The sequence below is a fragment of the Limisphaera sp. VF-2 genome, assembly GCF_049537125.1.
Classification (GTDB): Bacteria; Verrucomicrobiota; Verrucomicrobiia; order Limisphaerales; family Limisphaeraceae; genus Limisphaera.
This window is the reverse complement of record NZ_JBMVQY010000004.1, coordinates 19920-46389: the sequence shown is the minus strand read 5'-3', so window position 1 is coordinate 46389 and position 26470 is coordinate 19920. Positions and strand designations below refer to the sequence as shown.

Sequence of the window (26470 nt, the reverse complement as noted above, 5' to 3'; positions counted from 1 at the left end):
GCCGCCGGCGGAAGCCGGCGGATAATCGATCCCCACCCAAGGCGCCGGTGAAAGCATGCAGAGCAGCTCGTGGTGGATCGCCTGGGTGCGGGGGCAAGCCAGTTTGTCCGCCGTCTGACGACGGCGGCTACGCAAGATGGTTTGGTCCGCCGCCTCACGGCGGCGGCTACGGTCGCGGGAGGCGGCGGGCGCCCGCATTTGTCCCTTGTCAGCCCGGCAGTGGGCACTAGAGTGGGGGGCATGGTTGACCAAGGCAGGTTCCCCACCCGCCGCTCGGCGAGCCCGGCACATCGCCGGGGTCGCGGGCATGCGGCGCATCCGACCCCGGGGCCGGGGGCTCCGCGGCGGTGGTGGTCGCTCCGATGGGGCCTGGGCCTTCTGGCGGCGATGGTTGGGTCGGCAGCCGGCCAGATCTCGGTGGAGATCGAACTGGACCAACAGCAGTTCTTGCCGGGCGAACCCCTACCCGTTGCGGTGCGGATCACCAATCTTTCCGGGCAACCGCTGCGGTTGGGCGAGGACAACGATTGGTTGGGCATTTCGATCGAGGGTCAGGGCAACCGCGTGGTGCGGCAATTGGGGGAGCTGCCCGTGTATGGGCCGTTCACGCTGGAGTCGTCGCAGCGGGCGACCCGGCGCCTCGACGTGGCGCCGTACTTCGAGTTGACCCGGCAGGGGCGTTACCGGATGCAGGCCACGGTCCGGATCGCCGCCTGGGACCGGGAGTTCGTCAGTCCGCCGGTCGGGTTCGACATCATCACCGGCGCGCGCCTGTGGGAGCGGGAGTTCGGCGTGCCCGCGGCCGAGCCCGGCGCGCCCCCGGTCATGCGGAAGTACATCCTGCAAGAGGCCAACTACCTCAAGCGGAACCTCCGACTTTACCTGCGGATCACCGATCCCTCGGAAACGCAGATCCTCCGCGTGCTGCCCCTGGGGCCGATCGTGTCCTTTGCGAATCCGCAACCCCAACTGGACGGGGACAGCAATCTGCATCTGCTGTTTCAAAACGGGCGGACCACGTGTGCGTACTACGTGATCCGACCGGACGGCGAGATTGCCGTGCGCCAGACCTGGGAGATCGTCCCGGGCAGTCGGCCCCGGTTGAGTTTCGACAACGCCGGCCGTGTCGTGGTGGTCGGGGGTGTGCGACGGTATGCGCCCACGGACCTCCCGCCGTCGCTGTCCGGCAGCCCGCCCCAAAATCCCGGCCCGGCCACCAACTCGCCTCCCGGCTCATGAACTTCCGGTTTGCCAGAGTGTCGAGGGCGGAGTTTTCTTGCGCGGGGCACTCCGCCCACGGGGAGAGCCGACGGCCCCTGCATGCCCGGCGGGGCCACGAGTCCTCGACGTTCCGGTTTTATGCATGATCCGCGCTACACCCAACTGGCCGAGTTGCTCGTCAACTACTCGGTGAGCGTCCGTCGTGGCGATCCCGTCCTGCTGGATGTGACGGATGTCCCGGACGAGATGACCATCACCCTGATGCGCGCCGTGCGCAAAGCCGGCGGCATTCCGATCGTGGAGACGCGACACAGCCGGGTCACGCGCGAGGTGCTGCGCGAGACGGATGCCCGCCACGCGGCGCTGGTGCGGGACCTGGAACTGGCCCGCATCAAGAAAATGCGCGCCTACATCGCCATTCGCGGCACCGACAACATGAACGAGAACAGTGACGTGCCGTCCGATCGCCTGGCCCTGTTCTCGCGCACCACCCGACCGGTGCTCGACTGGCGCGTCAACAAAACCCGGTGGTGCGTGCTGCGCTGGCCCACCCCCAGCATGGCCCAGAGCGCCGGCATGAGCACCGAGGCTTTCGAGGATTTCTACTTCCGCGTCTGCACCATGGACTATCGGAAGATGGCCCGGGCCATGGTCCCACTCTGGAAACGCATGAAACGGGCCGATCGCGTCCGCATCAAGGGGCCCGGCACCGACCTCACCTTCAGCATCAAGGGCATCGGCGCCCAGATGTGCAACGGCCTGCGCAACATCCCGGATGGCGAGGTGTTCTCCTGTCCCGTACGCGACTCGGTCAACGGGGTGATCCAGTTCAACACGCCGACCCTGTACGCGGGGACCAAATTCGAGAACGTCCGCTTGGTGTTCCGCAACGGTCGCATCGTCGAGGCCACCTCCAGCAACACGCAACGTCTGAACGAAATCCTCGATACCGATCCCGGCGCGCGCTACACGGGCGAGTTCTCGCTCGGGTTCAACCCGCACATCCTGCAGCCGATGTGCGACATCCTCTTCGACGAGAAGATTGCCGGGTCGCTGCATCTGACCCCGGGCCAGGCGTACGAGGATTGCGACAACGGCAACCGCAGCGCCGTGCACTGGGACATGGTGCTGATCCAACGGCCGGAATGGGGCGGCGGCGAGGTGTGGTTCGATGGGGAATTGATCCGCAAGGACGGCCGATTCGTGCCGAAGGACCTGCAGGGGCTCAATCCGGAGAAGCTGGTGTGAGGGGCGCGTTCGTCCGTCGCCTGTGCATCCGCCCAGGCCCCGGGTGACGCGCCGGTATTCGGGCTCGGCAAAGCAAGGCCCTGTGGACGGGTGTTTTCCGGTTCTGTGTGGCTCCCGCTCGATCCCACCGGCGAGCGCGGGCCGCGCCGGTCGGCAGGGCCCGGGATCCGTCCACACGGTGACACCCGCCTGGACCGGCCGGGCCGGATCCGCGCAAAGGGGCCCGCGCCGGGAGGGGGCCGACGTGCCCGGCGCCGGACCGTCTCTTGCGGAGCAGAATGACGCCCGCTGTGTGACTCATTCCGAGAGGAGTCGGACCACCCGTTGCTGGGCCGCGCGTTTGCGCTGCGTTTCGTCCAGGATTTTTTTGCGCAGCCGCAGGTGGTTGGGCGTCGCCTCCACGTACTCGTCCGGCCCGATGTATTCGAGGGCCCGTTCGAGGGTCAGCTTCAGCGGCGGGCTCAACTGGATGCCCTTGCCCTCGCCCTGCGATCGGATGTTGGTCAGGTGTTTCGTTTTGCAGGGGTTCACCGGGATGTCCTGCTCCCGTGAGTTCTCCCCGACGATCATGCCCTTGTACACGCGGTCTCCGGGCTCGATCATGAGCCGACCCCGCTCCTGCAAGGCGTCCAGGGCGTAGGCGGTGGCCACGCCGTCTTCGATGCTCACCAGGGAGCCGTTGCGCCGCGCCGGGATTTCTCCGCGGTCCGGACCGTACTCGTGGAACATGTGACTCATGACGCCCAGACCGCGGGTGATGTTGACCAGATCCGTTTCGAATCCGATGAGCCCGCGCATGGGAATGAGGGCCTCGATGGACACCTGTTCTCCGTGGGGCGTCAAATGCTGAATCTCGGCCTTCCGCCAGGCCAGGTTTTCCAGGACCGCTCCCATGCATTCTTGCGGGATTTCCAGGAAGAGCTTCTCGATGGGCTCCAGCAGATTGCCCTGCGCGTCCTTCTTCCAGAGCACTTCGGGCCGGGAAACCAGCACCTCGTAGCCTTCGCGGCGCATCTGCTCGACGAGGATGGCAATCTGCATTTCGCCGCGGCCGCTGACGCGGAAGACCTTGGGATCGTCCGTGGCCTCCACGCGCAGGGCGACGTTGGTGCGGACTTCGCGCTGCAAGCGCTCCCAAATGTGCCGGGCCGTCACCAGCTTGCCGTCCTGCCCGGCCAGCGGGCCGTCATTGACGGCGAAATCCATCTGAATCGTCGGAGGATCCACCGGGATGTACGGGAGAGCGCCCCGCTCCGGCTTGTCCGCCAGGGTTTCCCCGATTGCCACGTCCTCGAATCCGCACACCCCGACGATGTCGCCGGCGGGGGCCTCCTCGATCTGCACCTGCTTCAGCCCTTCGAAGTGGAACAGCGCGGTCACCTTGCCCTGGGTGACGCGGCCGTCGCCGTGCAGGCAGACCGCCGGCTCGCCGACGCGGATGCGACCGGCCATGATCTTGCCCAGCGCGATCCGGCCCAGGTAGTCGGAATAATCCAGGTTGGCCACCAGGAGCTGGAACCCGTCGCTGGCCCGGGCCCGCGGGGGCGGGATGTGCCGGACGATGGCCTCGAACAGCGGTTCCATCGTCTGGCTCGGATCGTCCAGATGCAGCTTTGCATAACCGCCCTTGGCCGAGCAGAACAGGTAGGGAAAATCCAGCTGCTCGTCCGTGGCGTTCAACGAGAGGAACAGATCGAACACCTGATCCAGCACCGCTTGTGGACGGGCGTTTTCGCGGTCGATCTTGTTGATGACGACGATCGGTTTGGCGCCCGCTTCCAGGGCCTTTCGCAGTACGAACCGCGTTTGGGCCTGCGGTCCCTCGGCCGCATCCACCACCAGCAACACGCCGTCGATCATGTTCATGATGCGTTCCACCTCGCCGCCGAAGTCGGCGTGGCCGGGCGTGTCCACGATGTTGATGCGATAATCCCGGTAGCGGAAGGCGGCGTTCTTGGCGCGGATGGTGATGCCCTTTTCCCGTTCCAGGTCCAGCGAGTCCATGATCCGCTCCTCGGCGGCCTTGGCCTCGTTGGGCCGGAACGTTCCCGACTGTTTCAACAGGCAATCCACCAACGTGGTCTTGCCGTGATCCACGTGGGCGATAATGGCGATGTTGCGTATGTGCTGCATTCGATTCGCGGTCTCCTCCCCGGTTCGCGGCGGGCGTCCGGTCGCCGGGCAGCCCGCCCCAAAACAGGCGGCTCCCGATCCGGCCGGACCGCCTGGCGTGCGGAGGAACGGGTAAGATGCTTCGCTTCTGCGCCGCGTCAAGTGCGGGCTTTTGCATCGGGGCGTGGGCAATCCACCGGCCCGGGGCCCGCGTTGCGCAACGAGGATGCCCCAAACGGTTGCACCTTCGGCGCGTTGCACGTCCGCCCCAAAGGGGCGGGAATTCATCAGCCCAGGGCAACGCCCTGGGGAATTGGATCGCCGCAATGCATCGTGCCCTGAAGGGGCAGGACTCGGCACGGTCACCTGCCCGCCCGTCGCGATTGGGATCGCGGAGTTGCGCCCTTTCAGGGCGCGGCGGGTTCGGGGGCACCCGAGTTCCCGGGGCGTTGGCCCGGGCTAGCGAATGGCACGCGCCTTCGGCGCGCCATGGTGCCAGGGCGTTGCCAGAGGCTGGCGGAGGGAAGGCGCACTCGGCGTCTGAATGGGCCGGGCCCGTGCGATCGGTCAACCGCGGCGGGTGCATTTCCGTGTTTGAGCCCCGAATTCCTGCGAGCCGGGGACATGCCCCCTTTTCTGCGGCTTTCCGGTGCCCGCGATGCCCGCGATTCCGCCTGTTTGTCGGAGGGCGTCCAACAACCGGAAACACACCAGAAACAGTGCAGTCGGGCCGATCCCGGCCCGAGCCGCACGGAGGGAAACCCCGCACCGAGGCACGTTCGAGACCGCAGCATCCGGCAGGGTCCAAACATCCGCGGTTCCGGCCCGGATTCCACCGACCGTCGCTCCCCTGGTCCCCGGGTCGGTCGCTTCCTCCGGAAGGCGCAAGAGGAGCGAAGGGCAAACACGGGGTCTTTCCCGAGCGCGGCCGAAACGCGGGAAAAAAGAAGTGGTCGGGGCGGTGAGATTTGAACTCACGACCTCTTGTACCCGAAACAAGCGCGCTAGCCAGGCTACGCTACGCCCCGACTCACGCCCTTATATATGCACAGCCCCTCCCAAAAAATCAACGGGCATTTTTGCCCGGGGCCCTCGCCACTCGGGCCGTGCGCCCGGCCACGCCCTGCGAAGGGAAGTGGCGACGGCGAATTCGGTCCGCCCCGAACCCGGTCATGATCGGGTCGGGCCCATCACGGGGAGCCACCCGGATGCGACTGCAGAGGTCCACCGATCTCACCGAACACATGGCCGAGCTTTCGCCACAGGCAGCCATTCACGGGCGTGGTTCCCCGGCGAACAGGCAGGAAGCGCAGTCAGGCGATGCAGGCACGGTTCCCTCGGGAAAGGTTCCGGCGCTCTCGCACCTTCCGCGGAATCCGTGAATGCGAGAGAGACCCCGGTGGGATTTGCTGGCTCTGCAGACCGGGATCACGCCGGCTGGGCGATCAGATCGTAATCCGTGTGCCCGACCACTTTCACGGTGGCGAACTCTCCCACCGGCAGCGTGCCTCGAATGTACACCCGGCCGTCGATTTCGGGTGCATCCGCTTCGCTGCGGGCCACCATCCACCGACCCGGCACCAGCGAGGTCCCGTTGGCCCCGGCCCGCACCAATCCGTGTTCCCAGGAGCGCACCTCTGCCGGCACCGGCCCCCGTGCCCGCACTTCGCCCTCCACCAACACCCGCAGCGTGCGTCCCACCAGCGCGGCGTTGTGTTCGCGACAGATCTGCCGTTGCAACGCCATGGCCTGCTGTCGACGGCGTTCCTTCACCTCGGCCGGCACCTGCTGACTCATGCGCGCGGCCCGTGTGCCCTCCTCTTGCGAATAGAGGAAGACCCCGAGACGTTCGAACCGCACCCGCCGCATGAACTCCAACAGCGTTTCGAAGCACGCGTCGGTTTCGCCGGGGAAACCCACGATGAAGGTCGTGCGCAACGCAATGCCGGGAATCCCCGCACGGATGCGATTCAACAGATCCTCGATGTAGGCGCGCGAGGTCTCCCGTCGCATGCGTTCCAGCATGTTGTCGTGGATGTGCTGCAGGGGAATATCCACGTAGCGGGCCACCTTGGGACATTCCGCGATGGTGCGAATGAGTTCGTCGGTCCAGTGCGCCGGATGGGTGTAGAGCACGCGGATCCAGAAATCGCCGGGCAGATCGTTGAGCGCGCGCAGCAAGCGGGCCAGGGTTGGCACCTCGGGCGGGAGCTCGCGCACCGCGGCACGGAACCGGTCGGGCGCGGCAATCGCCCCCGTCCGCCGGGGTCGCAGATCCAATCCGTAGTAGGTCGAGTCCTGGGAAATGAGATTGATCTCCCGCACCCCCTGGCGGAGCAGCGCGCGCACCTCGTGGAGGATGTCGTCCATGGGCCGGCTCCGGTGGCTGCCGCGCATTTGCGGGATGATGCAGAAACTGCACGGATGATTGCAGCCCTCGGCGATCTTGACGTAGGCGTAGTGGGAAGGCGTCAGACGAAACCGCGGCGTGGCGTAATCCGGGATGTACTGGGGTCGGGGTTGAACGGCGACCGGCGCCGGGGGCGGCACAGAAGATGCCGAAGCATTCGCAGCCCCGGCGCGATCCCCGGCTGGTGCCTGTGAGGCCACTGCACGTGCCAGGGCCTCTTGCACGGCCCGGGCCCGACCCCGCGCGGGGGCCGTGGGGCGCGCGTCGAGCCGGGCTGCCCGGTGGGCCAGCGCCTGGTGCACAATCTCCGTCACCCGCGGCACCTCGTCCACCCCCATGAACGCGTCCACCTCCGGCAACAACTCGCGCAACTGCGTGCGAAACCGCTGGGACAGACACCCCGCCACGATCAGCGCCTGCCCGTGCCGGTGCGCCTCGCGAAACGCCGCCGACTCCAGGATCGTGTCCACGCTCTCCTCCTGCGCCGCGTCGATGAAGGAACAGGTGTTGATGATGAGGGCATCGGCGCGGGCCGGATCGTTGATGATCTCGATCCCGTCCTGCAACAGGGTGCCGAGCATCACCTCGGCGTCCACCAGGTTTTTGGCGCACCCCAGCGAGATCAACCCGACGCGCAGGGGGCGTTGACGGTCCTTTGGCTTCATTCGGGCCGCCGAATCTAGACCAGGACGAATCGGCGGGCAACCATCGCCGCCGCCTTCCATGGCAGGGCGATGCATTTCCGGGTTCGGATACCTCGAAAGCTCGGCGCAATTCTGGACCTCTTCGGCCCGCAAAAGCGGAGAGAAAAGGGCAATTTCTCTGCGATTCCCGAGTCCAAAATACGCCCTTCGATGTCTCCGGATCGCACGGGCCCATTTCAGGCGCTGAAGGCGCATCGATTCGTCAGCCCTGGGCAACGCCCCGGGAACTCGGGGGCCCCCGAACCCGCCGCGCCCTGAAGGGGCGCAACTCCGCGATCCCAATCGCGACGGACGGGCAGGTGACCGTGCCGAGTCCTGCCCCTTCAGGGCACGATGCATTGCGGCGATCCAATTCCCCAGGGCGCTGCCCCGGGCTGATGAATTCCGCCCCGTTGGGGCGGACGCGCAATGCGCCGGAGGTGCAACCGTTCGTCCGTTTATGGGTGCAATCTTGTTGCCCAAGGCGGCCACCGGGCTGGTGGATTTTTCTCACCCCGCCGGGGTGGACCCATGGCGCGCCGAAGGCGCGAAACCTTTCCGGCCTTCGGATGGGATGGGTGGGAACGAATTTGCAGGGCTGCTTTTGGATGTCGCTTGCAGAGTTGGCGCAGGCGGGCCCCGGCGCCGCAGGTCTGTCGTCGGGCGTGTTTCAGGTTTTGGACACTCCCGAAAGTTCAGCGGCGTTTCGCGCGTCCCCGGCACGGGAAGGCCGGGGGAAAAATCCATTGGGATTTTCGAACCCGGGGCTCACACATGGAAAAGCGCCCTCAGCAGGGCTGCCTTTTACGGCACCTGGGCGGGGCACCGGAGCGCGGCTCAGCCGGAGTGTTCGGAAACCGCCGCGGGCGCGGCTTGCCCCCGGGCCCATTCACGGGCCTCAAGACCGGTCGCGGGAGGCCGTCCCGCGACCGGGAGGTCTTCCTTTCGGCCGGGCTTGACGATGTGGGGGGCCGGGGCATACTGTTCGTTTGAACAGTTGTGCATATGAACAGCATGCCGGTGTTGACGCCGCGACAGCGGGAGATTCTGGAGTATCTGGCGACCGTGCAGCAGGAGCGCGGCACACCGCCCACGTTGCGGGAGATCGCCGCGCATTTCGGGTTTCGCAGCATGAACGCCGCGGCGGCGCACGTGCGGGCGCTGCGGCGCAAGGGGGTGTTGACGGCCGAACCGCGTCGGGCGCGTTCGCTGCGGGTGTGTGCGGCGGGTTGGGCGCGTCGGCCGCTGGTGCACGTGCCGTTGTACGGTTCCATTCCGGCCGGGTTTGCCGCGGATCGGGTGCAGGAGGCGCGCGGGTGTGTGTCGGTGGACATCGGGACCCTGGGGCTGGAGTTGCGGCCGAATCCGCGGTTGTTCGCGTTGGAGGTGCGGGGGGATTCGATGATCGGCCGGCACATTTTGGACGGGGACATTGTGATTTTGGAACACGGGCGCACGCCGCGTCCGGGGGACGTGGTGGCGGCGCTCATCGACAACGAGAGCACGCTCAAGACGTTCGTGATGGTGCGGGGCAAGCCGTGTTTGCGGGCGGAGAATCCGAAGTATCCCGATCTGATTCCGGCCCAGGAGCTGGTGATTCAGGGGGTGATGGTGGCGCTGATTCGCAAGGTGAAGTGAGGAGGTCGGGGGGCCGGCGCGGGCCGGGGATCGGGCGGCGGAGAGAGCCCGGAAAAGGGCGGAGGAGCCACGGCAGAAGGGAACCGGGGTCATGGAGTGGCGTCGGATTGTGCATTTGGATGCGGACGCGTTTTTCGCCTCGGTGGAGCAGGCGGCGGACGTGCGGTTGCGGGGCCGGCCGGTGGCGGTGGGGGGGCAGCGTCGGGGCATCATTGCCAGTGCCAGTTACGAGGCGCGTCGGTACGGGGTGTTCACGCCGATGCCGACGGCGCTGGCGCGGCGGTTGTGTCCGCCGTTGATCGTGTTGCCGGGGGATTTCGAGAAGTACGAGCGTTTTTCGCAGTGGATGTTTTCGTATGCGTACGATTTCACGCCGGAGGTGGAACAGACGTCGATTGACGAGGGGTATCTGGATGTGACGGCGCAGCGGGGGCGGTCGGCGGTGGAGATTGCGCAGCGGTTGCGGGAGGCGATTCGGCAGGCGTTGAAGCTGACGGTCAGCGAGGGCATCGGCACCAGCAAACTGGTCAGTCAGATTGCGGCCAAGCTGCACAAGCCGGGGGCCTTTTGCGCGGTGCCGCCGGGGCGGGAGGCGGCCTTTCTGCATCCGTTGCCGGTGCAATGGTTGCCCGGGGTGGGGCCGCAGACGGCGGCGCGGTTGCGGGCGGCCGGGCTGAGTCTCATTCGGCATGTGGCGATGACGCCGCCGGAGCAGTTGGAATTGCTGGTGGGGCGGATGGCGTGGGAGTTGCACCGGTTTGCGCAGGGCCGGGACGATCGGCCGCTGGTGCCGCGGAGTTTGCCCCAGCAGAGTTATCAGCAGCAGCACACCTTCGAGCGCGACTGCACGGACGAGGCGCATGCGCGGGCGGTGTTGCGGCGGATGGCGGATGCCCTGTTTGCGGGTCTGCGGGCGGAGGGCCGGAGTGTGCGCACCCTGACGGTGAAGGTGGTCTATCACGATCTGGCGGAAGATCAGGCCGGGGAAAGTCTGGAGGAGCCCACGGATTTGGAAACGGAGGTGTACGGGCGACTGGAGGGATTGTTGCAGCGGGCATGGCGGCGTCGGGTGGCGTTGCGGCGGGTGGTGTTGAAGCTTTCGCAGGTCTATGACGGGGTGTGGAGTGGTCTGTTGCCGCTGACGGAGGCGGCGGAGCGGCTGGCGGCGCGGGCGCGACTGGCCCGGGCGGTGGACGAGTTGCGGGAGCGGCTCGGGCGGGGGGTGTTGCTGCGGGGGCACGATTTGCTGTTGCGGGAGCAGCCCGAGCCGCGGGAACCGTGGCGGGAGTGTGCCGGCCCGGCAGAGCCGCCGGCCCGCATCCGGCTCATCGGGTGCGGGAGTGCGCCGGCGGAAGGCGGGGTGTGCCGTGCGCAGAGGGAAGCTTCGGCGGAGCCGGTGCGACGGGGAAAGGTTCCCGTGCGCGCGGCGCCGTATGTGCCGTTGCGGGTCCGGAGTTGTTATTCGTTTCTGGATTCGACGTTGACGCCGGAGGCGGTGGTGGCGTGGGCGCAACGCTACGAGTGTCCGGCGGTGGCGCTGGTGGACTGGGGCAATCTGCACGCGGCCATGGCGTTTACCGAAGCGGCGCAAAGGGCCGGCATTCAGCCGATTCTGGGCGTGGAGCTGCGCGTGGAGGGGGCGCCGCTGATCCTGTATGTGGAATCGGCGCAGGGATATGCCAACCTCTGCCGGTTGCTGTCGCAGGCGGGCGCGGGCTCGTGTGGGGCCGGGGCGGGTGCGGAAAGCGGAGGGGGAGAAGCGGCGGGCTGGCGGGAGCCGGTCGGCGAAGAAGCGATTTGCGGACAAAGTGTGGTGGCCCGGCAGCGGCGCAACTGGCGTGCGGCGGAGTTGAGGGATCGGACGGAGGGGCTGGTGGCGGTCTCGGCGGATGCGCGGTGGGCGGAGTGGTTTCCGGGCCGGTTTTATCTTGCGGCGTCCGGCCGGGCCGAGGGCGGTGCGGGGGGGCAGGGTTCGGCCGGGCGGGTGCTTTGTCCGCCGGTGCATTACGGGGCGCCGGAGGAGCGGCTGCGGTTTGACGTGCTCCAGTCGATTCGCACGCGCACGTTGTTGCGGCAGGTGCATCCGGAGAAGCGGTTGGGCGGGCGATTTCATTTCCGGTCGCCGGTGGAGATGGAGGTGCTGGGTCGGGCTTGTCCGGGTTGGCGCGAGGCGGCGCAGGAGATTGCGGCGCGTTGCCGGTTTGTGTTGCCGCGGGGTCGGCCGCAGTTTCCGGCGTATGTGCCGCCGGATGGCAGTTCGCCCCGGGAATTTTTGCGGCGGTTGGTGGAGGCGGGGTTGCGGCGGCGGTACGGTCGGGGCGGGGCGCGGACGCCGCGGGGCGTGCGGGTGAGCGAGGCGGAGTTGCGGGCCCGGGTGGAGGAGGAGCTGCACGTGATCGCGGCGGTGGGCTACGAGGAGTATTTCCTGGTGGTGTGGGATTTGCTGGAGCAGTGCCGGGCGCGGGGCATCGAATGGATCACGCGGGGCAGCGCGGCCGATTCGCTGGTGTGTTACTGCCTGGGCATCAGCAATGTTTGTCCGGTGCGGTTCGGCCTGTATTTCCGGCGGTTTTTGAATCTGGAGCGGATGCAGATGCACAAGCTGCCGGACATCGACGTGGATTTTCCCCATGACCGGAAGGACGAGGTGGTGGAATGGGTGCTGGAGCGGTACGGTCCGGCGCATGCGGCGGTGGTGGGGGGATTTTCCACGTTTCGGGCGCGGGCGGCCGTGGCGGAGGTGGCCAAGGTGTTGGGGGTGGCGGAGGAATCGGTGCGGCGGGTGACGGAGCGGTTTCCCTGGACGTTGGGCGCGGGAGACGACGGCGGGGGGCCGTTGGCACCAGCCGGAGACCACGGAGCCGGGGAAACCTGGCTGGCGCGATTGCGGGCGTTGCCGGAGTGCCGGGACCTGCCGCTGGAGGAGGAACCTTGGCGCACGGCGGTCACGGTGGGTGCGGCGCTGGAGGGGCTGCCGCGGTATCCCAAGATGCATCCGTGCGGCGTGGTGTTGTCCCGGCAACCGATGTGGGAGTTGACGCCGACCTTTCGCTCGGCCAAGGGCTGGCCGACCACGCATCTGGACATGGACGCCGTGGAGGCGGTGGGACTGGTGAAGCTGGATCTGCTGGCGCAGGGCGGATTGTCCGTGATGCGGGATGTGAAGCACCGGCTGGCGGCGCAGGGGGTGCAGGTGGATTTGGAGCGGTTCACCGTGCGGGGTGGGGCGGCCCGGGGGCTTCGGGCACGGGCTCCGGAGGGGCCGGCCCAGGTGTCCGAAGCGCCGTTTGACGATCGGCGGGTGTGGGCGATGATCGCGGGGGGCGGAGCCCGGGCGGTGCATCACATCGAGTCTCCGGCCATGACCTCGCTGTGCCGGATGAGTCAGGTGCGGGACATCGAGGGATTGATCGCGTTGGTGAGCGTGATTCGGCCGGGGGCGGCCAATGAACAAAACAAGGTGCGGTTCACGCGGCGGTATCAGGGGATGGAACCGGTGACGTATCCGCATCCGGCGCTGGCAGAATGCCTGGAGGATGGATGGGGGCTGGTGATCTTCGAAGAGCACGTGTTGTTGATCTGCGAGCGGTTTGCCGGATTGCCGCCGGGTCGGGCCGATCAGTTGCGGCGGGCGTTGGGACGGGGTCAGATGGCGTTGGTGGAGGCCATCGGACGGGAATTCTGGGCCTCGGCCCGGGCGCGCGGGCATGCCGAGGAAACCATTGCCGCGGTCTGGGCCATGGTGCGGGGTTTTGCCGGGTATGCGTTTTGCAAGGCGCACAGCACGGCCTACGCGGTGGAGGCGTATCAATCCGCCTGGTTGAAGTGTTATTTCCCGGCGGAGTTCATGGCCGCGGTCCTGACCCATGGCAAGGGCTTCTACGATCCGCTGGTCTATGTGCTGGAGTGTCATCGGCTGGGCATCCCGTTGGTACGACCGGACGTGAATGCCCCGGGGCCGGCATTCGAAGTGGTGCGGCAGCCACACCCGGCCATCCGGGTGCCGTTGACACGGTTGAAGGGGCTGACGGAGCGCACGGCAGAACGGCTGCTGGAGGAACGAGCGCGGGCTCCCTTTGCCTCGTTGGCGGATTTTTACCGGCGGGTGCTGCCGCTGCCGGAAGAGCTGGAGGCCATGATTCGCGTGGGGGCTTTCGATGGTTGGCCGATGTCCCGCACCGCCCAGTTCTGGGAAGCGCAACGGCTCATCCGCCGGCACGTCCGGGTCGGTCAGCCGGGTCAGGGCTGGCTGTTTCCGGAACTGCAACCCGGAGCCGAAGCGGATGCCGCCCGGTTTCCGGAGCCCGACCGGGGCCTGCAAGAGCCCGGGCTGCGCGAGCGTCTGGTCGACGAACTGGAATGGCTGGGATTCCCGGTCAGTGCCCATCCGCTGGCGCTCTACTCCGACGTGGCATGGGACACGTATTGTCCGGTGGCGCGTCTGGGCGAGCACACGGGGCAACGGGTGACCACCTGTGGCCTGGTGGTGGAACAACGCGTGCATCATCAGGCGACCGGGGAACCGATGAAATTCCTGACGCTGGCCGACTGGACCGGGATGGTGGAGACGGAATTGTTTGCGGCCACCTACCGAAACTACGGACCGGCCACGGTCCGGTATCCGGTACTGGAAGTGACGGGCACGGTCGAGCCCTTCGACAACGGCCTGGGCTTTACCTTGCGCGTGGAACGAGCCGGTCCGCCCCGTCTTCGTTCTCGCTCCGGCAACGGGGGCGAAGTGTTTGCGTCTGCCCTCCGACCGGCCGATCGGCTTGAACCGCTCCCGCGGTAAACCCGGGCAGGCAGGATCCGGGCCTCCCCCACCCTACCGCAGGATGCTTCCCATCCATTGTCCCAGCAAAACGAGGATCACGGCCGGACAGAACCAACGCAGGAAGAACCCCCAGATCCGCACCCGCCACCGGCCCAGGCGCCCGGCCACGAAATTCGGGGCCCCCTGAGCCACCTCGACGGCGGCCGCCTCCGGCGTCCAGCGCCACCCGGTAAACAGGCTCAACAGCAGCGAGATCAACAACAGCAGTCCGGTCCCGAACACCTGGTCCAGGATGTCCATGAACCCCGTCTGGCCGGCCAGGTGGAGCTCCGAAAAGAACCGGCTGCCGCCCGTGGAGAGGGCCGACGGAATCCCCAGCACGAAGGCCGCAGCACCCACCCAGCCGGCGGCAGCCGCGCGGCGCATCCCTTTTTCGAAAATCAACCAGGCCACCGGCACTTCCAGCATGGCGATGGTGGAGGTCAACGCCGCCACCACCAGCAACAGAAAGAACAGGGTGCCGATCATCGCGCCCCCGGGCATCTGCGCGAACACCGCCGGCAGGGTTTGGAAGGTCAGGGCCGGCCCGCCCGCCGGATCCCGACCAAATGCAAACACGGCAGGAAACACCATCAAGCCCGCCAGCAGGGCCACCCCTGTGTCCAACGCGGCAACCCAGAGCGCTGCACGGGGCAGTGGATGAGAGCGATCGAGATACGCCGCATACGTGATGAGCAGACCCCAGCCGACGCCCAGCGAGAAAAGCACCTGACCTCCGGCCTTCAGCAACACCTGCCCATCGAGCTTGCTGAAGTCCGGCTGCAGATAATAACGCACGCCGGCCTCCGCGCCGGGAAGAGTGAGGCTTCGAATCAACACCACGCCCATCAGCAACCACAGCAACGGCATGAGCAACCGCGACCAACGTTCAATGCCCCGGCTGACGCCGGACTGCACAATGGCCACCGTCATGGCCATAAACACGGCAAAACTCAGCAGCACCGGCCCGGGTGACGCCGCAAACCCGGCAAAGTCCAACGAGACGCCCACCGCGGTGGCCACAGCATACGCAAGGGCCCAACCGGCGATGACCGAGTAGTAACTGAGCACAACAAAGCAACAGAGCAGGCAGAGGAAACCCGTCAGGGGCCAGGCCGACCGGGGCGCCAGCAGGCGCAAGGAACCCACCACGTCGCGCCCGCCCCGTCGGCCCAGGGCCAGCTCGTTCAGAAACAGGGGAAGTCCCACCAGGATCACCCCGGCGATGTACACCAACACAAACGCGGCGCCGCCGTTCTCGCCGGTCAGGTAGGGAAATCGCCAGATGTTGCCCAAGCCGATGGCCGAACCCGCTGCGGCCAGGATGAACCCCAGCCGGCTCTTCCAGTGCTCTTGGGGCGCCTGTGGTTGCATGGCCTTTTCTCTACGGAAAAGGCCGGATGGCTCCAAGCGCTTTTGCCGCGGCGGGCACGGCCAGTTTGCGCCAGCGGGGCTGGCGGAGCGGCGTCAGGCAAGACCGCGGCCCCGGGACAGCGCTCACCGGCTTTGCGCCGTCCCGGGGCCGTACGAGCCTCGGAGAATCGGACAGTGGTCCGAGCCGGATCGCGTTTATGGGGTGGCCAGCCGGAAGTAGAGCGCGCCCGGGCCCAGGGTGTGCGTGTAGGGGCTGCTGGCCGTGGGTACGTTGGTGTAGGGCCCCGTCACCGCAGGCGCCGCCTGCAGGACGAAACGGGCATCGTCCCAGCTCAGGATCAGGTTGTTGCCCTGCCGGCCGAAGCGCAGCGGGATGGGCTGGGCCACTGCGCTCTGGAGCACTTCCACCTTGAACTCGAGGAATTGGAAGTCGAACGCCGTGGTCTCCAGCGAATTGGGCCGGATGGCAAACGCGTCAAATCGGTGATACGCATACACGTTGTCGCGGGCACTGACGCTCCAGGTGTTCGTTCCGTCGGTGATGGTCACCGACACTTCGACCTCGTTCAGGGCCAATCGGGTCACCGTGAATTCCAGCGTATAATTCACCAGGTCCTGGAAGGCCGGCTGGCCCACGGCGTTGGTTGGGCCGGTGACCATGCTGAGGGCGTAGTCGCCGGTGGATCCCATCAAGTTGGCGCTGCCGAGGGCCGTGCGGGCGCGCAGGTTGATGGGCGCGCTGCCAAAGGTTTGTGCGTAATCGATGACGGCCATGTAGCCGCGGACGTTCAGACCGTTCCCCGCACTGCCGGAACCGAAGTTGTCCCCGGTCACCCGCTGGCCGCCATCGGCGTAATCGAACAGACCGACCCGGAGGTTCCCGCCACTGGGCACGATTTGCGAGCTGTTCCAGCGCCAAGTGACCTTGAGGCTCCGGCCCACCTCCAGGTGCACCGGCAGGTTCGTTTCCGTGTCATCGGTGAAGTACCCAATCCACAGACGGGAGCTGCCGGTGGCCGGTTGGCCATACAGGAGGCCGTCCAAGAAGATGAGGGAACCGGTGCTGGAGGCGAACCACACCGAGTTGGAGGGACTGACCGGCCCGGTGACGCGATCGCCGTCGGCCCACGTGTCCTGCAGGACCAACCCGGGCGGTGTGGGCACGGGGGGCAGAACGGTCACAGTGGCCACCTGGGAGGTGACGGAGCTGTTATTGCAGGCCACCGTCACGATGCACCGGTATTGGATGCCATTGTCCGCCAGGTGAAGGTTCGGCGTGGTGTACACGGGCGTGGTCATGCCTACTCCTGCCGTGGCGTTGGACCATGTCTGGCCGCCGTCGCGGCTGACCTGCCACTGGTAGGTGGGAGCGGTGCCGTCCGCCGTGAGGGTGAGGGTGACGTTGATGCCCGCCGTGATGACGATGTTGGTGGGTTGTTCGAGGATTACGGGGGGATTGCAGAGCAACGGGGTTGGTGTGACCTCGGCCCAAGTGGTGGCCACGCGGAGTTCGTCAAACGAGGCATTGGCGCCGGATACGAGGTAGAACCGGCCGGGGCCGGTGTTGCTGGTGTCCTCGGTGCCGTCGAAGGCGGTCGCGTGCGGCGGGGGCACGTTCTCTTCCGGTTGCCCGAGCGTCGAGGGGTCGGGATTGATCCACAGGTCCACGACATCGTCTCCGGCGGCGATGATCTGGTGGCGGATGACCACAAAGGTGGGCGTGTTGACCGGGATCAGTTTGGGGGCCCAGGCCACGGTCCCATTGGTTTTGGCCACGCCGATTTGGAGTCGGTCGCCCACGGAGCGGGCGTAGGCGCGCACGATGTAGGCGGTGCCGCTGTTTTGGCGGTTGATCTGCACGATCGTTTCGCCCGCCGGGTCCACGTCGGCCGCGTTGTTGAACTGATAAAGAAACGAGTAATAGACGTTGGTCGTTCGGTTGGCGGGGAAAACCCCGGTTTGGGGCGCGAACAGATTATAGGTCGTCGTGCTGGCGGTGGCGGAGAGAGCGGCCTTGTCGCCGGCGGAAGGGACCAGCCCCAGGGCGGTGCCGTCCAGGCTGCCGCTGCCGGCGGTCACGGTGACATTAGCCGTCGAGCCACTCCAGCCTTCGGTGGTCCCCACCAGACCCAGGTTGCCGCTGCTGAAACCGACCATCTGACTGGTACGCATCAGCGCAGCGGGGGCGGGGTGCCCCAGGCCAAGCACAACCAGAACGGCCAATGCACGGCGGACGGTCCGCCACCACGAGAGTGCACCGGGTGAGGGACGGATCATGTCGCAAACAGGGTGAGAACCAGGAGTAAGGAGGCACGTTTTCATAACAGTGTTCAGCGTCAAAAAGGTTCTGCTCCAAGATCGAGCTCAGGGAAACGGCCCGTACAGCCGCCCCGACACGGCCGCAGAACATCATTCGGCCGTTTCATCCGAATCCGGGGCATCCTCGTTCAGGGCTGCCAGAGGTACATCAGCCGGCGGAAGTTGAAGGCGTCGCTGCCGAGGTTTTGCCAAATGGCCGGGTCAAAGGCCGCCGGGTTGGCCCGGGCGGTCTGGAAGCGCACGTGACCATCTCCGAAAAGCGCGTTGATGCCGGCCACACCCCGGTCCTTGTGCGCAGCCGCATTGATGTTGTGCAGCAGGTCCGTGGACATGCTCTTGGTGGGGTCCATGTGCGAGACCTTCATCCGAGCGACGTTACGCGTTTCCGGATCGTACACCAGGGCCGGCAGGTAGACGCCCCGGGCCACCAGTTCCAGCGTCGTCCGCTGGGGGTAGTAATTGAAGCCGCACCGGACGTTGTCGTCGCCCGAGTCTTTGGGCGTCGAGGGCCAGGGGAAATCCCGCGAATAGTATTCGTAGGTCCAGATGGGGCTCACCTTGGAACCACTGGGGCAGTAGAAGACTTTCGCGTCCGGTACCACCTTGGAGAAGAACAGGCTGCCCAGGGCGTAGGGCCCCCGGCTCAAGGTGGCCGTGCCCGGCACGACCCGGCAGGCCTCGTAGGTCTGCCACGGGTTCTGGCCCTGGGGCCAGTTGACCTGGGGCAGCAGGTCATCGTTGTCGCCAGCGTACATGTGCACGCCCATGCCGATCTGACGCAGGTTGTTGTTGCACGCGATGCGAACGGCCCGGTCCTTGGCCTTGCTCAGCGCCGGCAAAAGCATGCCGGCCAGAATGGCAATGATGGCAATGACCACCAGCAGTTCGATCAAGGTGAATCCCGGGGCGCCGGGACCTCCCGGACGGCCGGATGGACGGAGGAAACTGGTTCGCATATCGATTCGGCACATGGTGCTGGTTCTCTACAAAGTCACGTTTTCTGATAACACAGTACGCGGTTTCCCGCGCCGGGCCACCCTGAATTTGTGCATGGCAGCTTGAATTTTTTGCCGTCCGGCCGGGCCCTGGGCAAGAGCGGGGGCGACGATTGGGCCCGATCTGCGGGCTGCGGAGCAAGGACGGGGGCTGCGCAAGTCCGGGTCTCTCAAACACCGCGCAACCAACGGCGGGAGGGAGACGGATCTTTTCCGGGCCCTCACTCGCCATCGTGGGTGGAAGCGAACCCGACCCGGCACGCCCCTGCCGGTCCAACTGTTTTCGCGCACCCCTGGAGGCTCTTGTCCCGGGGTAATTCCATTTCTCCCAAACCCGTCCTTGTGGGATGGAGGTTGCCCACCGGAGACCCTTGTCCCTCCTGGAGTCCCGTCCCGGGCCCCGGCAGGACTACGGAGTCCGGCGCCACCGCAACGTGCGGCTCTCGAATGCGGGAGGGTCGGATGACTGCCTTTCTGTCCGCCAGCGGGGCCCTCGGAACCCAAACAGATCGCGCCAACTGTGCCGCAGGGGAGGCTGAAGGACACATTCTCGGAGCGGCGCTCTCACCGCACGTACCAGACACTGCTCGCTCCGTCTCCGGCGTCCCTCGACCTCATCCGCCTCGCCTGCGAGTCCCCATCGTCCCCTTTGATTCCGAGGGCTTGTTTCCCTGGGCTCCGCGGGGGTTGTCGTCGTGCCCTGCAGGCTTCTTCCCCGGGCGCCCCGGCGCCGGTCTGCGTCCCACGCGACCGCGGCGGGAGCCCGCCCGAAGCCTGCAGGTCCTCGACGCATGAAAGTCTGCGGTCCGGCAGGAAGTCTGAGTCCAAGGCCCGAATGTCCCCTCCTCAACGTCCTCCGGGCGGCGCGTTCCCCCGCGGCGGTGGCGTGGTCAGCGAGGGCCAACGGATTTCCGTGCTGCGGGCGGCTTCGGGGGGAAGTGCAGGCCGCGGCGTTGGCGCAGACAGAGTCGGTCCCGGGGGGAGAAGGACCGAGCAGAACAGGCAGTGGTTGCGAGAGAAGTCGACGTGGTTATGCGGCGTTTGTGGGTGCTGTTGAAGGTCTTGGACCACTGGGATTTGGAGGCACGCAGGCCGTTTGGCCGGGATCCATTCCAAGGTTGACGCGGCCCGTGCGTTGCCAAAGTCTGGGGCGCACGATGGGACGCATTCAACGCGCATTGCTTTCGGTTTGGGACAAGACGGGTCTGGTTCCGTTCGCCCGGACTCTGGCCGAGCTGGGCGTGGAGCTTGTCTCCACCGGCGGCACGGCCCGCGTGTTGCGCGAGGCGGGATTGAAGGTGACGGAGTTGAGCGAGTTCACCGGGTTTCCGGAGATGCTGGACGGCCGGGTGAAAACGCTTCACCCCAAGGTGCATGGGGGTCTGTTGTTCCTCCGTGGCCATCCGGAGCATGAAGCCACCGCGGCCCGGCATGGCATCGTTCCCATCGATCTGGTGGTGGTGAATCTCTACCCGTTCGAACAGACCGTGGCGCGTCCCGGCGTGACGTTCGCGGAGGCCATCGAGAACATTGACATCGGGGGTCCGGCGATGTTGCGCAGCGCCGCCAAGAACCATGCCAGCGTGACGGTGGTGGTGGACCCGGCGGATTACGACTGTGTGGCGGAACAGTTGCGCGCGAGGGGCGAGACCACTCCGGAGTTGCGACGGCAGTTGGCGGAGAAGGTGTTTGCGCGGACCGCCGCTTACGATGCCGCCATTGCCGCCTGGCTGGCCGAGCAAAACCGCGCGCCCGGAGCGCCCGCGGTCCCGCCGGAGCGTTTGGTGATCGCTGCCCCGCGGGTGCAAAGGCTCCGCTACGGGGAGAATCCGCATCAAGCCGCCGCCCTGTACGGACGGTTCTCCGAGTATTTCGCCCAACTTCACGGGCGAGAACTGTCGTACAACAACATTCTCGATCTCACTGCGGCTGCGGCGTTGATTGCCGAGTTTGCCGACGATCCACCCACGGTGGCGATTCTCAAGCACACCAACCCGTGCGGGGTGGGCCAGGGAGCCACGCTGCGCGAGGCCTGGGACAAGGCACTGGCCACGGACCGACAGGCCCCCTTCGGGGGCATCATCGCCGTAAACCGTCCTCTGGACGGGGATTGTGCCGCGGCGATTGCGGAGATTTTCAGCGAGGTCATCGTGGCGCCCGGCTTTACGGAGGAGGCTCTCGAGCTGCTCCAACGGAAGAAAAACCTGCGACTGCTCCGACAATTGCGACCGGCACCGGCCGGACAGGAATGGGAAACCCGCAGCGTTGGATTTGGTTCCTTCCTGCACCAGGAACGCGACACCTGCCCCACGCCCCCCGCGGAGATGCGAGTGGTGACACGCCGCGCTCCGACCGAGGAGGAATGGCGGGCGATGCGCTTCGGTTGGCGGGTGGTCAAGCACGTCAAGTCCAACGCCATCGTGTATGCCGGACCCGACCGCACGTTGGGTATCGGGGCCGGGCAAATGAGTCGGGTGGACGCCAGCCGCATTGCCGTCTGGAAGGCGCGCGAAGCCGGACTGTCGCTGACTGGCAGCGTGGTCTGCAGCGATGCGTTTTTCCCGTTCCCCGATGGTTTGGTGGCCGCCGCGGACGCCGGGGCCACCGCCGCCATCCAGCCGGGGGGCTCGGTGCGGGATGCCGAGGTCATTGCCGCTGCCGACGCCCGGGGCATGGCCATGGTGTTTACGGGCATCCGCCATTTCCGTCACTGAACGGTCGCTCGCCGGGAGACGGGCACTGCCGGACCTGTGCAGGGGCACCGCCCTGTCGAGCAGGCTCGGGGGCCGGGCTTCTGCGCGTCCGGAGGCCGTGGGCGGCCCGTTGAGACCACGTCCGATTTGAACGGGCACACGCGGGTCCGGGTCGAATGACTGAACCGGCGTCACAATCCCGGTCATGGGGGAGCCGAAACCAGGCCCGGAACCGATCGCTGACAACGCATGAACCAAGCTACGCCGCACCGCATCGTGGGGACCGGGTTGGTGCTCGGCCTGTTGGGCGACTGGTGGCTCCGGGGTCAACCCCCGGGTTGCGGCGTGTTCTTGTGGGGTCTGGCCCTGGCTGCTGCGGTGGTGCTGACGACGAATCGCCTTTCCCGACAAGGACTCCGCCTACCGGGGACATGGGTGTTGTTCGGTGGGCTGGCATGTCTGAGCATGTGGGCGTGGCGCGACGCCGAGCCGCTCCTGGTTTGGGGGACGCTGGGGTTTCTCGGGGCTCTGCTCCTGACGGGCATCGAAACCGCCCAGCGACCGCTTGCGCAGCTGCGTGTGCTGCCGGGGCTGGGCGGCGCGGCGGAATTGATCGCGGGCGTTCTCTTGCAACCCCTGCTGGTGTGGTTGCCTCCCGAGGAGCCCGAGCCGGGCCGGGCCCGGAGGATTCCGACGGCCCGCGTGGGAAGTTGGCTCGTGGGGGGCCTGCTCTCCGTTGCGGTGCTGCTGCTTTTCGGAGCGCTGCTGCGCGCCGGGGACCCCCTGTTCGCGAAGTTCACCGATCCCCTGTTGCAATGGCGCTGGGAGACGCTGGTTTCGCATCTGTTCGTGATTCTGTTCCTCGGCTGGCTGGCCACGGGCTATCTCGGCACTGCCAGATTCGGCCTCCCCGGGTGCGTGAAGCGGCAGGAACCCTGGTTGCCGCCGGTTCCCCGGCTGGGAACGGCCTCTTGGGCCTTGCCGCTGGTGACGTTAAATCTCCTGTTGCTGCTCCACGCGTGTGTGCAGGCACGGTTCTGGTTCGGCGGCAGGGAAACCGTGCTGGCGACCGCCGGTTTGACCCTGGCCGAATACGCGCGGCATGGGTTCTTCGAATTGGTGATCACTGCGGGCCTGGTGCTGGGTGTACTGTGGCTGGCCGACAGTGTACGGAGCCGGGATAGAACTCACGCGTTGCAGGTCTATCGCCGTCTGGCGCTACCGCTGATGTTGTGGGTCACGATCCTCATGATTTCAGCCGCGCTGCGTCTGGGTTTGTACATCCGGCATTTCGGGCTGACGGAGACCCGGTTGTATGCGGCCGCGGTCCTCGTCTGGATTGCCGCCGTGCTGGGATGGTTTGCCGTGACGGTGTTGCGGGATCGGGCGGAGCGGTTTCTGTTTGGCGCGATCGTGCTCGCGTATGCAACGTTCCTGGCCCTGGCGGTGATGAATCCCCACGCATGGGTGGCGCGGGTGAACCTGGCGCGGGCGACGCGGGGCCATTCCCTGGATCTGGAGCATCTCGCCCGCTTGAGCGCCGATGCCGTGCCCGCCATCGTGGCGTGCCTGGATCAACTGAGTCCCGGGGATCGGGAGTGGCTGTCCGGTCGTCTCTTGAAGCGAGGACAGCAACCGCAGGGCGACTGGCGGGCGTGGAATCTGGCCCGGCATCGAGCCGCTGCCGCCGTCGCGGCCCTGTCCACCGCGAAGCCCTGAGGCCCGGCTGCTGGAATCCTCCCGCGGGCAACCGCCGTTATTTCTTGTCGCTTTCCTTGCCGGCGTATTTGCGCGTGGCGGTGTCCACCCGCACCCGCTCCCCTTTGTCCAGGAACAAGGGGACCATGATCTCCAGGCCGGTTTCGAGGACGGCGGGCTTCCAAGTGGAATCGGATCCTCCGCGAATGGGGGGTGCCGTTTCCGTGATGGTGAGCGTGACCTGCGGCGGCAGGACGATGTCCACCAGCTTGCCGTCCAGAAACAGGGCGCGATACTCCTCGTTTTCCTTGAGAAAGACCTTGCGATCGCCCACCTGATCCGCGGTGAGAACCAGTTCCTCGAAGGTTTCCGAGTCGAGGAAAACGTACTGGTCCCCCTGCTGGTAGCTGTACTGGACGGTGCGGTGCTGGACTTCCGCGACGGGCACGCGTTCGATGTCCGTGAACGTGCGCTCGAGGAACCGGCCGGTACGGAGGTGGCGCAGCCGGGCATGCATTTTGTGCTTGGTCTGCGCCGTCCCAACGATGTGCAGGTCCTCGATCACATGCGGTGCCCCGTCGAGCATGAGCACCATGCCTTTCTTGAACTCGGATGGCAGCACGGTTTGCATAGGCGTCGCCCCCAATCTGGGCTGGCCGCTGGCGCCCGTCAATGGGCCAGCAACCAGGGCACGGGGTCGGTCATGAGGAGCCCGTAGAGGCGGGACCGCAGCGGTGACGTCCGGCCAAGGGCGCTGGAGATTTGGCGCGATCGCGAGATGTGGCTTTTTGAAGTCCGGCATCGGACGGAGGAACCACGGACGGGAAAGCCGGGAAACCGGCACAGGGAAGTAGAACGCGGCAAGCGGACTGTCGGCGGCGCATTCGGGTTTTGGACATCCCCGAAAGTTCGGCGCCATTCGCGACATGTTCGGCACCCAAAAGCGGAGAGAAAAGGGCATTTCGCTGCGATCCCTGAAGCCTGGGCGGTAAAGTGGAAATGCGCCCTTCGATGTCCCCCGATCCCGCGGGCCCATTCCACGGCCGAAGGCACAACCCATTCGCCAGCCCGGGGCCACGCCCCGGGAACTCATGGGTCCCCGAAACCCGCCGCGCCCTGAAAGGGCGCAATCCGAAACGCCCATCACGGAGGCCGAAGTCTGCCACACCGAATGCCGCCCCTTCAGGGCAGGATAATTGTGCGAACCCGGTTCCCCAGCGCGTTGCCCCGGGCTGGTGAATTTCCGCCCCGATCGGGGCAGCCATCGCAACGTGCCGAACGCGCAAACCCTTTACGACCCTCGATAGCGTGGGTCGGAATGAATCCTCCTGAAGCTCGCTCGAAGGGTGGTCGCCTGCGGCGTGGGCACGGGCACGGTCCCCGACACTGCAGGCCCGGTGTCAGGCCCCATGTTGTCGACACCCCAAAGCTCGCCGGCATTTCGGGCCTCCCCGGGGCTGGGGACCCCGGAGCGGCCGGGGTTTTCCCGGGATTCTCGAATCCCCGGGGCTCGAACACTGAAATGCTCCCGGTGGCGGTGCCGGTTGGAAGTTGTTTTGACGCGCCGCGGATTTCTGGCACACTGACCGGCTGGCGGGCCTGCACCCGGTCGAAAGGCCAAGGTTTTGTGAATTGTTGGGGCCCGCACAATCAAGGAAACTGAAGAACGAATATGGCGAACAGCGTGAAGCGAGGGAAACTCGGCATTTTGGTGGGCGGCGGCCCGGCCCCGGGGATCAACGGGGTAATCGCGGCGGCCACGATCGAAGGCATCAACCAGGGATTCGAGGTCATCGGCTTTCGCGACGGGTTCAAATACCTGGCCGAGGGCGACAGCCAGCGCTACACAAAACTGACCATCGACGACGTCAAGCACATCCACCTGCGCGGCGGCTCGATCCTCGGCACGGCGCGGACGAATCCGGCCAAGTCGGAAACCAGCATGCACAACGTGCTGGACGTGCTGAACAAGCTGGGGGTGACGGCGCTGGTGACCATCGGTGGGGACGACACCGCCTTTTCGGCCAGCCAGGTGTACCGTCGAGCCGAGGGCCGCATCCGGGTCGCCCATGTGCCCAAGACCATCGACAACGATCTGCCGCTGCCCGGGTCCACCCCCACGTTCGGCTTCGAAACGGCCCGGCATTACGGGGTGCAGATTGTCCGGAACCTGAGCGAGGACGCCCAAACCACTTCCCGGTGGTACATCGTGGTCAGCATGGGTCGGTCGGCCGGTCATCTGGCGCTGGGCATCGGCAAGGCGGCAGCCGCCACACTGACCATCATCCCGGAGGAATTCCGGGGTCGGCCGGTGACGGTGGAAGAGGTGTGCGACATCATCATCGGATCGATCATCAAGCGGCGCGCCATGGGCCGGCACTATGGTCTGGTGGTGCTGGCCGAGGGGCTCATCGAGGCCATGGGCGAAAAAGGGCTGATGCAGGCGGTCCCCGGCGGTCAGCTCGAACGCTACGGCAAGGTCATCCGCGATGACCACGGCCATCTGCGCCTGGGCGAAATCGCCTTCGGCCGCCTGATCAAGGACGTCCTTTCCTCGCGCCTGGGCGAGCTGGGGTTGAAGATGACCTTCATCGACAAGGACCTCGGCTACGAACTGCGTTGTGCCGATCCCATTCCCTTCGACGCCGAGTACACCCGCGACCTGGGCTACGGAGCCATCAAATTCATCCTTTCGCCCGAAGCGGCCAACTATGGCGCCATCATCAGTTTCATTGACGGCAAGATGGTGCCGCTGCCCTTCGACAAGATGCTCAATCCGGAAACCGGCCGGTTCAACGTGCGCAAGGTCAATGTGGACGGGGAAGCCTATGAGTGCGCCCTCCACTACATGATCCGGCTGGAGCGGGCCGACTTCGAAGATGTGGCCCAATTGGCGCGGTTGGCCGCCGTGGTGAAGATGAGCCCCGAACAATTCAAGCAGCGGTTCGGATATCTGGTAGGGCTTTCCTGACCCGGCTCACCTCCTTCGTTTCGCATCGCCGCGTGGTCGTCAGGGCCGCGCGGCGCTTTCTTTTTTCAGGACCCGGTGTGATGCCGGAGTACCTGGCGCGAACTTTCAGCAAGTTCCAAGAACGGCCCCCGCGGCAACGCAGGGAAAGGGTTCGGCAATATTGGTTTGGCCGGTCTGCCGCAGCGGACTAGGCTCGCCGGTGAGTATGGTCGGGCTGGGACAAAAGGAGCGGCAGGCGCTCCGAAACCGTTCGTGCCATGGCCGGGGAAACGGCAACAAAAGGTGCGCAGCCTCT

Annotated in this window: 13 protein-coding genes and 1 tRNA gene; 7 read left to right on the top strand and 7 right to left on the bottom strand. The window is 66.3% G+C overall.

Annotation, left to right across the window (positions count from 1 at the left end):
* The first annotated feature begins 387 nt into the window (after window positions 1-387).
* Together ACPDIT_RS12245 and ACPDIT_RS12240 are read left to right on the top strand one after the other, a co-directional pair.
* Window positions 388-1239 (top strand): hypothetical protein, encoded by an 852-nt coding sequence (locus ACPDIT_RS12245; RefSeq protein ID WP_423443889.1) that lies wholly within the window; start codon window positions 388-390, stop codon window positions 1237-1239.
* Between the two features lie 120 nt (window positions 1240-1359).
* Window positions 1360-2469, top strand: a complete 1110-nt coding sequence (locus ACPDIT_RS12240; protein ID WP_423443887.1) for an aminopeptidase — start codon at window positions 1360-1362, stop codon at window positions 2467-2469.
* A gap of 297 nt (window positions 2470-2766) precedes the next feature.
* On the opposite strand, the gene typA is transcribed toward ACPDIT_RS12240, so the two are convergent.
* From typA to rimO, 3 genes are all read right to left on the bottom strand, one after another.
* Window positions 2767-4602: a translational GTPase TypA gene (gene typA, locus ACPDIT_RS12235; protein ID WP_423443885.1), complete on the bottom strand. Its 1836-nt coding sequence runs from the start codon at window positions 4600-4602 to the stop codon at window positions 2767-2769.
* Between the two features lie 929 nt (window positions 4603-5531).
* Window positions 5532-5609: transfer RNA gene (locus ACPDIT_RS12230), tRNA-Pro, on the bottom strand.
* Window positions 5610-6009: 400 nt separating this feature from the next.
* A complete protein-coding gene (gene rimO / locus ACPDIT_RS12225) occupies window positions 6010-7656 on the bottom strand; it encodes a 30S ribosomal protein S12 methylthiotransferase RimO (protein WP_423443883.1) in 1647 nt (548 codons plus the stop codon).
* A 1023-nt stretch (window positions 7657-8679) separates the two neighbouring features.
* Between rimO and lexA the strand changes: the two genes are divergently transcribed.
* Both lexA and dinB read left to right on the top strand, forming a co-directional pair.
* Entirely contained in the window at window positions 8680-9312 is a 633-nt protein-coding gene (gene lexA / locus ACPDIT_RS12220) for a transcriptional repressor LexA (protein ID WP_423443881.1), read from the top strand.
* Between the two features lie 91 nt (window positions 9313-9403).
* A complete protein-coding gene (dinB, locus tag ACPDIT_RS12215) occupies window positions 9404-14104 on the top strand; it encodes a DNA polymerase IV (protein ID WP_423443879.1) in 4701 nt (1566 codons plus the stop codon).
* A 33-nt stretch (window positions 14105-14137) separates the two neighbouring features.
* On the opposite strand, the gene ACPDIT_RS12210 is transcribed toward dinB, so the two are convergent.
* The 3 genes from ACPDIT_RS12210 to ACPDIT_RS12200 all read right to left on the bottom strand — a co-directional run bounded on the left by ACPDIT_RS12210 (window position 14138) and on the right by ACPDIT_RS12200 (window position 18774).
* Complete coding sequence (locus ACPDIT_RS12210; RefSeq protein WP_423443877.1) at window positions 14138-15499, bottom strand: sodium-dependent transporter; 1362 nt, start codon at window positions 15497-15499, stop codon at window positions 14138-14140.
* Between the two features lie 195 nt (window positions 15500-15694).
* The gene (locus ACPDIT_RS12205) at window positions 15695-17776 is read right to left on the bottom strand and encodes an immunoglobulin domain-containing protein (RefSeq protein WP_423443875.1); all 2082 of its coding nucleotides are present in this window, start codon (window positions 17774-17776) and stop codon (window positions 15695-15697) included.
* Window positions 17777-17946: 170 nt separating this feature from the next.
* Window positions 17947-18774, bottom strand: coding sequence for a prepilin-type N-terminal cleavage/methylation domain-containing protein (locus ACPDIT_RS12200; RefSeq protein ID WP_423444419.1), 828 nt, complete (start codon window positions 18772-18774; stop codon window positions 17947-17949).
* 1196 nt (window positions 18775-19970) lie between these two features.
* Between ACPDIT_RS12200 and purH the strand changes: the two genes are divergently transcribed.
* Window positions 19971-21527, top strand: coding sequence for a bifunctional phosphoribosylaminoimidazolecarboxamide formyltransferase/IMP cyclohydrolase (gene purH, locus ACPDIT_RS12195; RefSeq protein WP_423444418.1), 1557 nt, complete (start codon window positions 19971-19973; stop codon window positions 21525-21527).
* A gap of 228 nt (window positions 21528-21755) precedes the next feature.
* A complete protein-coding gene (locus ACPDIT_RS12190) occupies window positions 21756-23225 on the top strand; it encodes a DUF4153 domain-containing protein (protein WP_423443873.1) in 1470 nt (489 codons plus the stop codon).
* Between the two features lie 37 nt (window positions 23226-23262).
* On the opposite strand, the gene ACPDIT_RS12185 is transcribed toward ACPDIT_RS12190, so the two are convergent.
* Window positions 23263-23835: an elongation factor P gene (locus tag ACPDIT_RS12185; RefSeq protein ID WP_423443871.1), complete on the bottom strand. Its 573-nt coding sequence runs from the start codon at window positions 23833-23835 to the stop codon at window positions 23263-23265.
* A gap of 1041 nt (window positions 23836-24876) precedes the next feature.
* Here ACPDIT_RS12185 and pfp point away from each other — a divergent pair.
* Window positions 24877-26175, top strand: a complete 1299-nt coding sequence (gene pfp, locus ACPDIT_RS12180; protein ID WP_423443869.1) for a diphosphate--fructose-6-phosphate 1-phosphotransferase — start codon at window positions 24877-24879, stop codon at window positions 26173-26175.
* Window positions 26176-26470 lie beyond the last annotated feature (295 nt).

Bases quoted from the DNA above. Each gene is read 5' to 3' on its own strand.
- ACPDIT_RS12205 (WP_423443875.1), bottom strand. From the start codon at position 17,776: ATGATCCGTCCCTCACCCGGTGCACTCTCGTGGTGGCGGACCGTCCGC.
- typA (WP_423443885.1), bottom strand. From the start codon at position 4,602: ATGCAGCACATACGCAACATCGCCATTATCGCCCACGTGGATCACGGC.
- ACPDIT_RS12210 (WP_423443877.1), bottom strand. From the start codon at position 15,499: ATGCAACCACAGGCGCCCCAAGAGCACTGGAAGAGCCGGCTGGGGTTC.
- ACPDIT_RS12190 (WP_423443873.1), top strand. From the start codon at position 21,756: ATGAACCAAGCTACGCCGCACCGCATCGTGGGGACCGGGTTGGTGCTC.
- dinB (WP_423443879.1), top strand. From the start codon at position 9,404: ATGGAGTGGCGTCGGATTGTGCATTTGGATGCGGACGCGTTTTTCGCC.
- ACPDIT_RS12200 (WP_423444419.1), bottom strand. From the start codon at position 18,774: ATGCGAACCAGTTTCCTCCGTCCATCCGGCCGTCCGGGAGGTCCCGGC.
- ACPDIT_RS12245 (WP_423443889.1), top strand. From the start codon at position 388: ATGGTTGGGTCGGCAGCCGGCCAGATCTCGGTGGAGATCGAACTGGAC.
- rimO (WP_423443883.1), bottom strand. From the start codon at position 7,656: ATGAAGCCAAAGGACCGTCAACGCCCCCTGCGCGTCGGGTTGATCTCG.
- purH (WP_423444418.1), top strand. From the start codon at position 19,971: ATGGGACGCATTCAACGCGCATTGCTTTCGGTTTGGGACAAGACGGGT.
- ACPDIT_RS12240 (WP_423443887.1), top strand. From the start codon at position 1,360: ATGCATGATCCGCGCTACACCCAACTGGCCGAGTTGCTCGTCAACTAC.
- lexA (WP_423443881.1), top strand. From the start codon at position 8,680: ATGAACAGCATGCCGGTGTTGACGCCGCGACAGCGGGAGATTCTGGAG.
- ACPDIT_RS12185 (WP_423443871.1), bottom strand. From the start codon at position 23,835: ATGCAAACCGTGCTGCCATCCGAGTTCAAGAAAGGCATGGTGCTCATG.
- pfp (WP_423443869.1), top strand. From the start codon at position 24,877: ATGGCGAACAGCGTGAAGCGAGGGAAACTCGGCATTTTGGTGGGCGGC.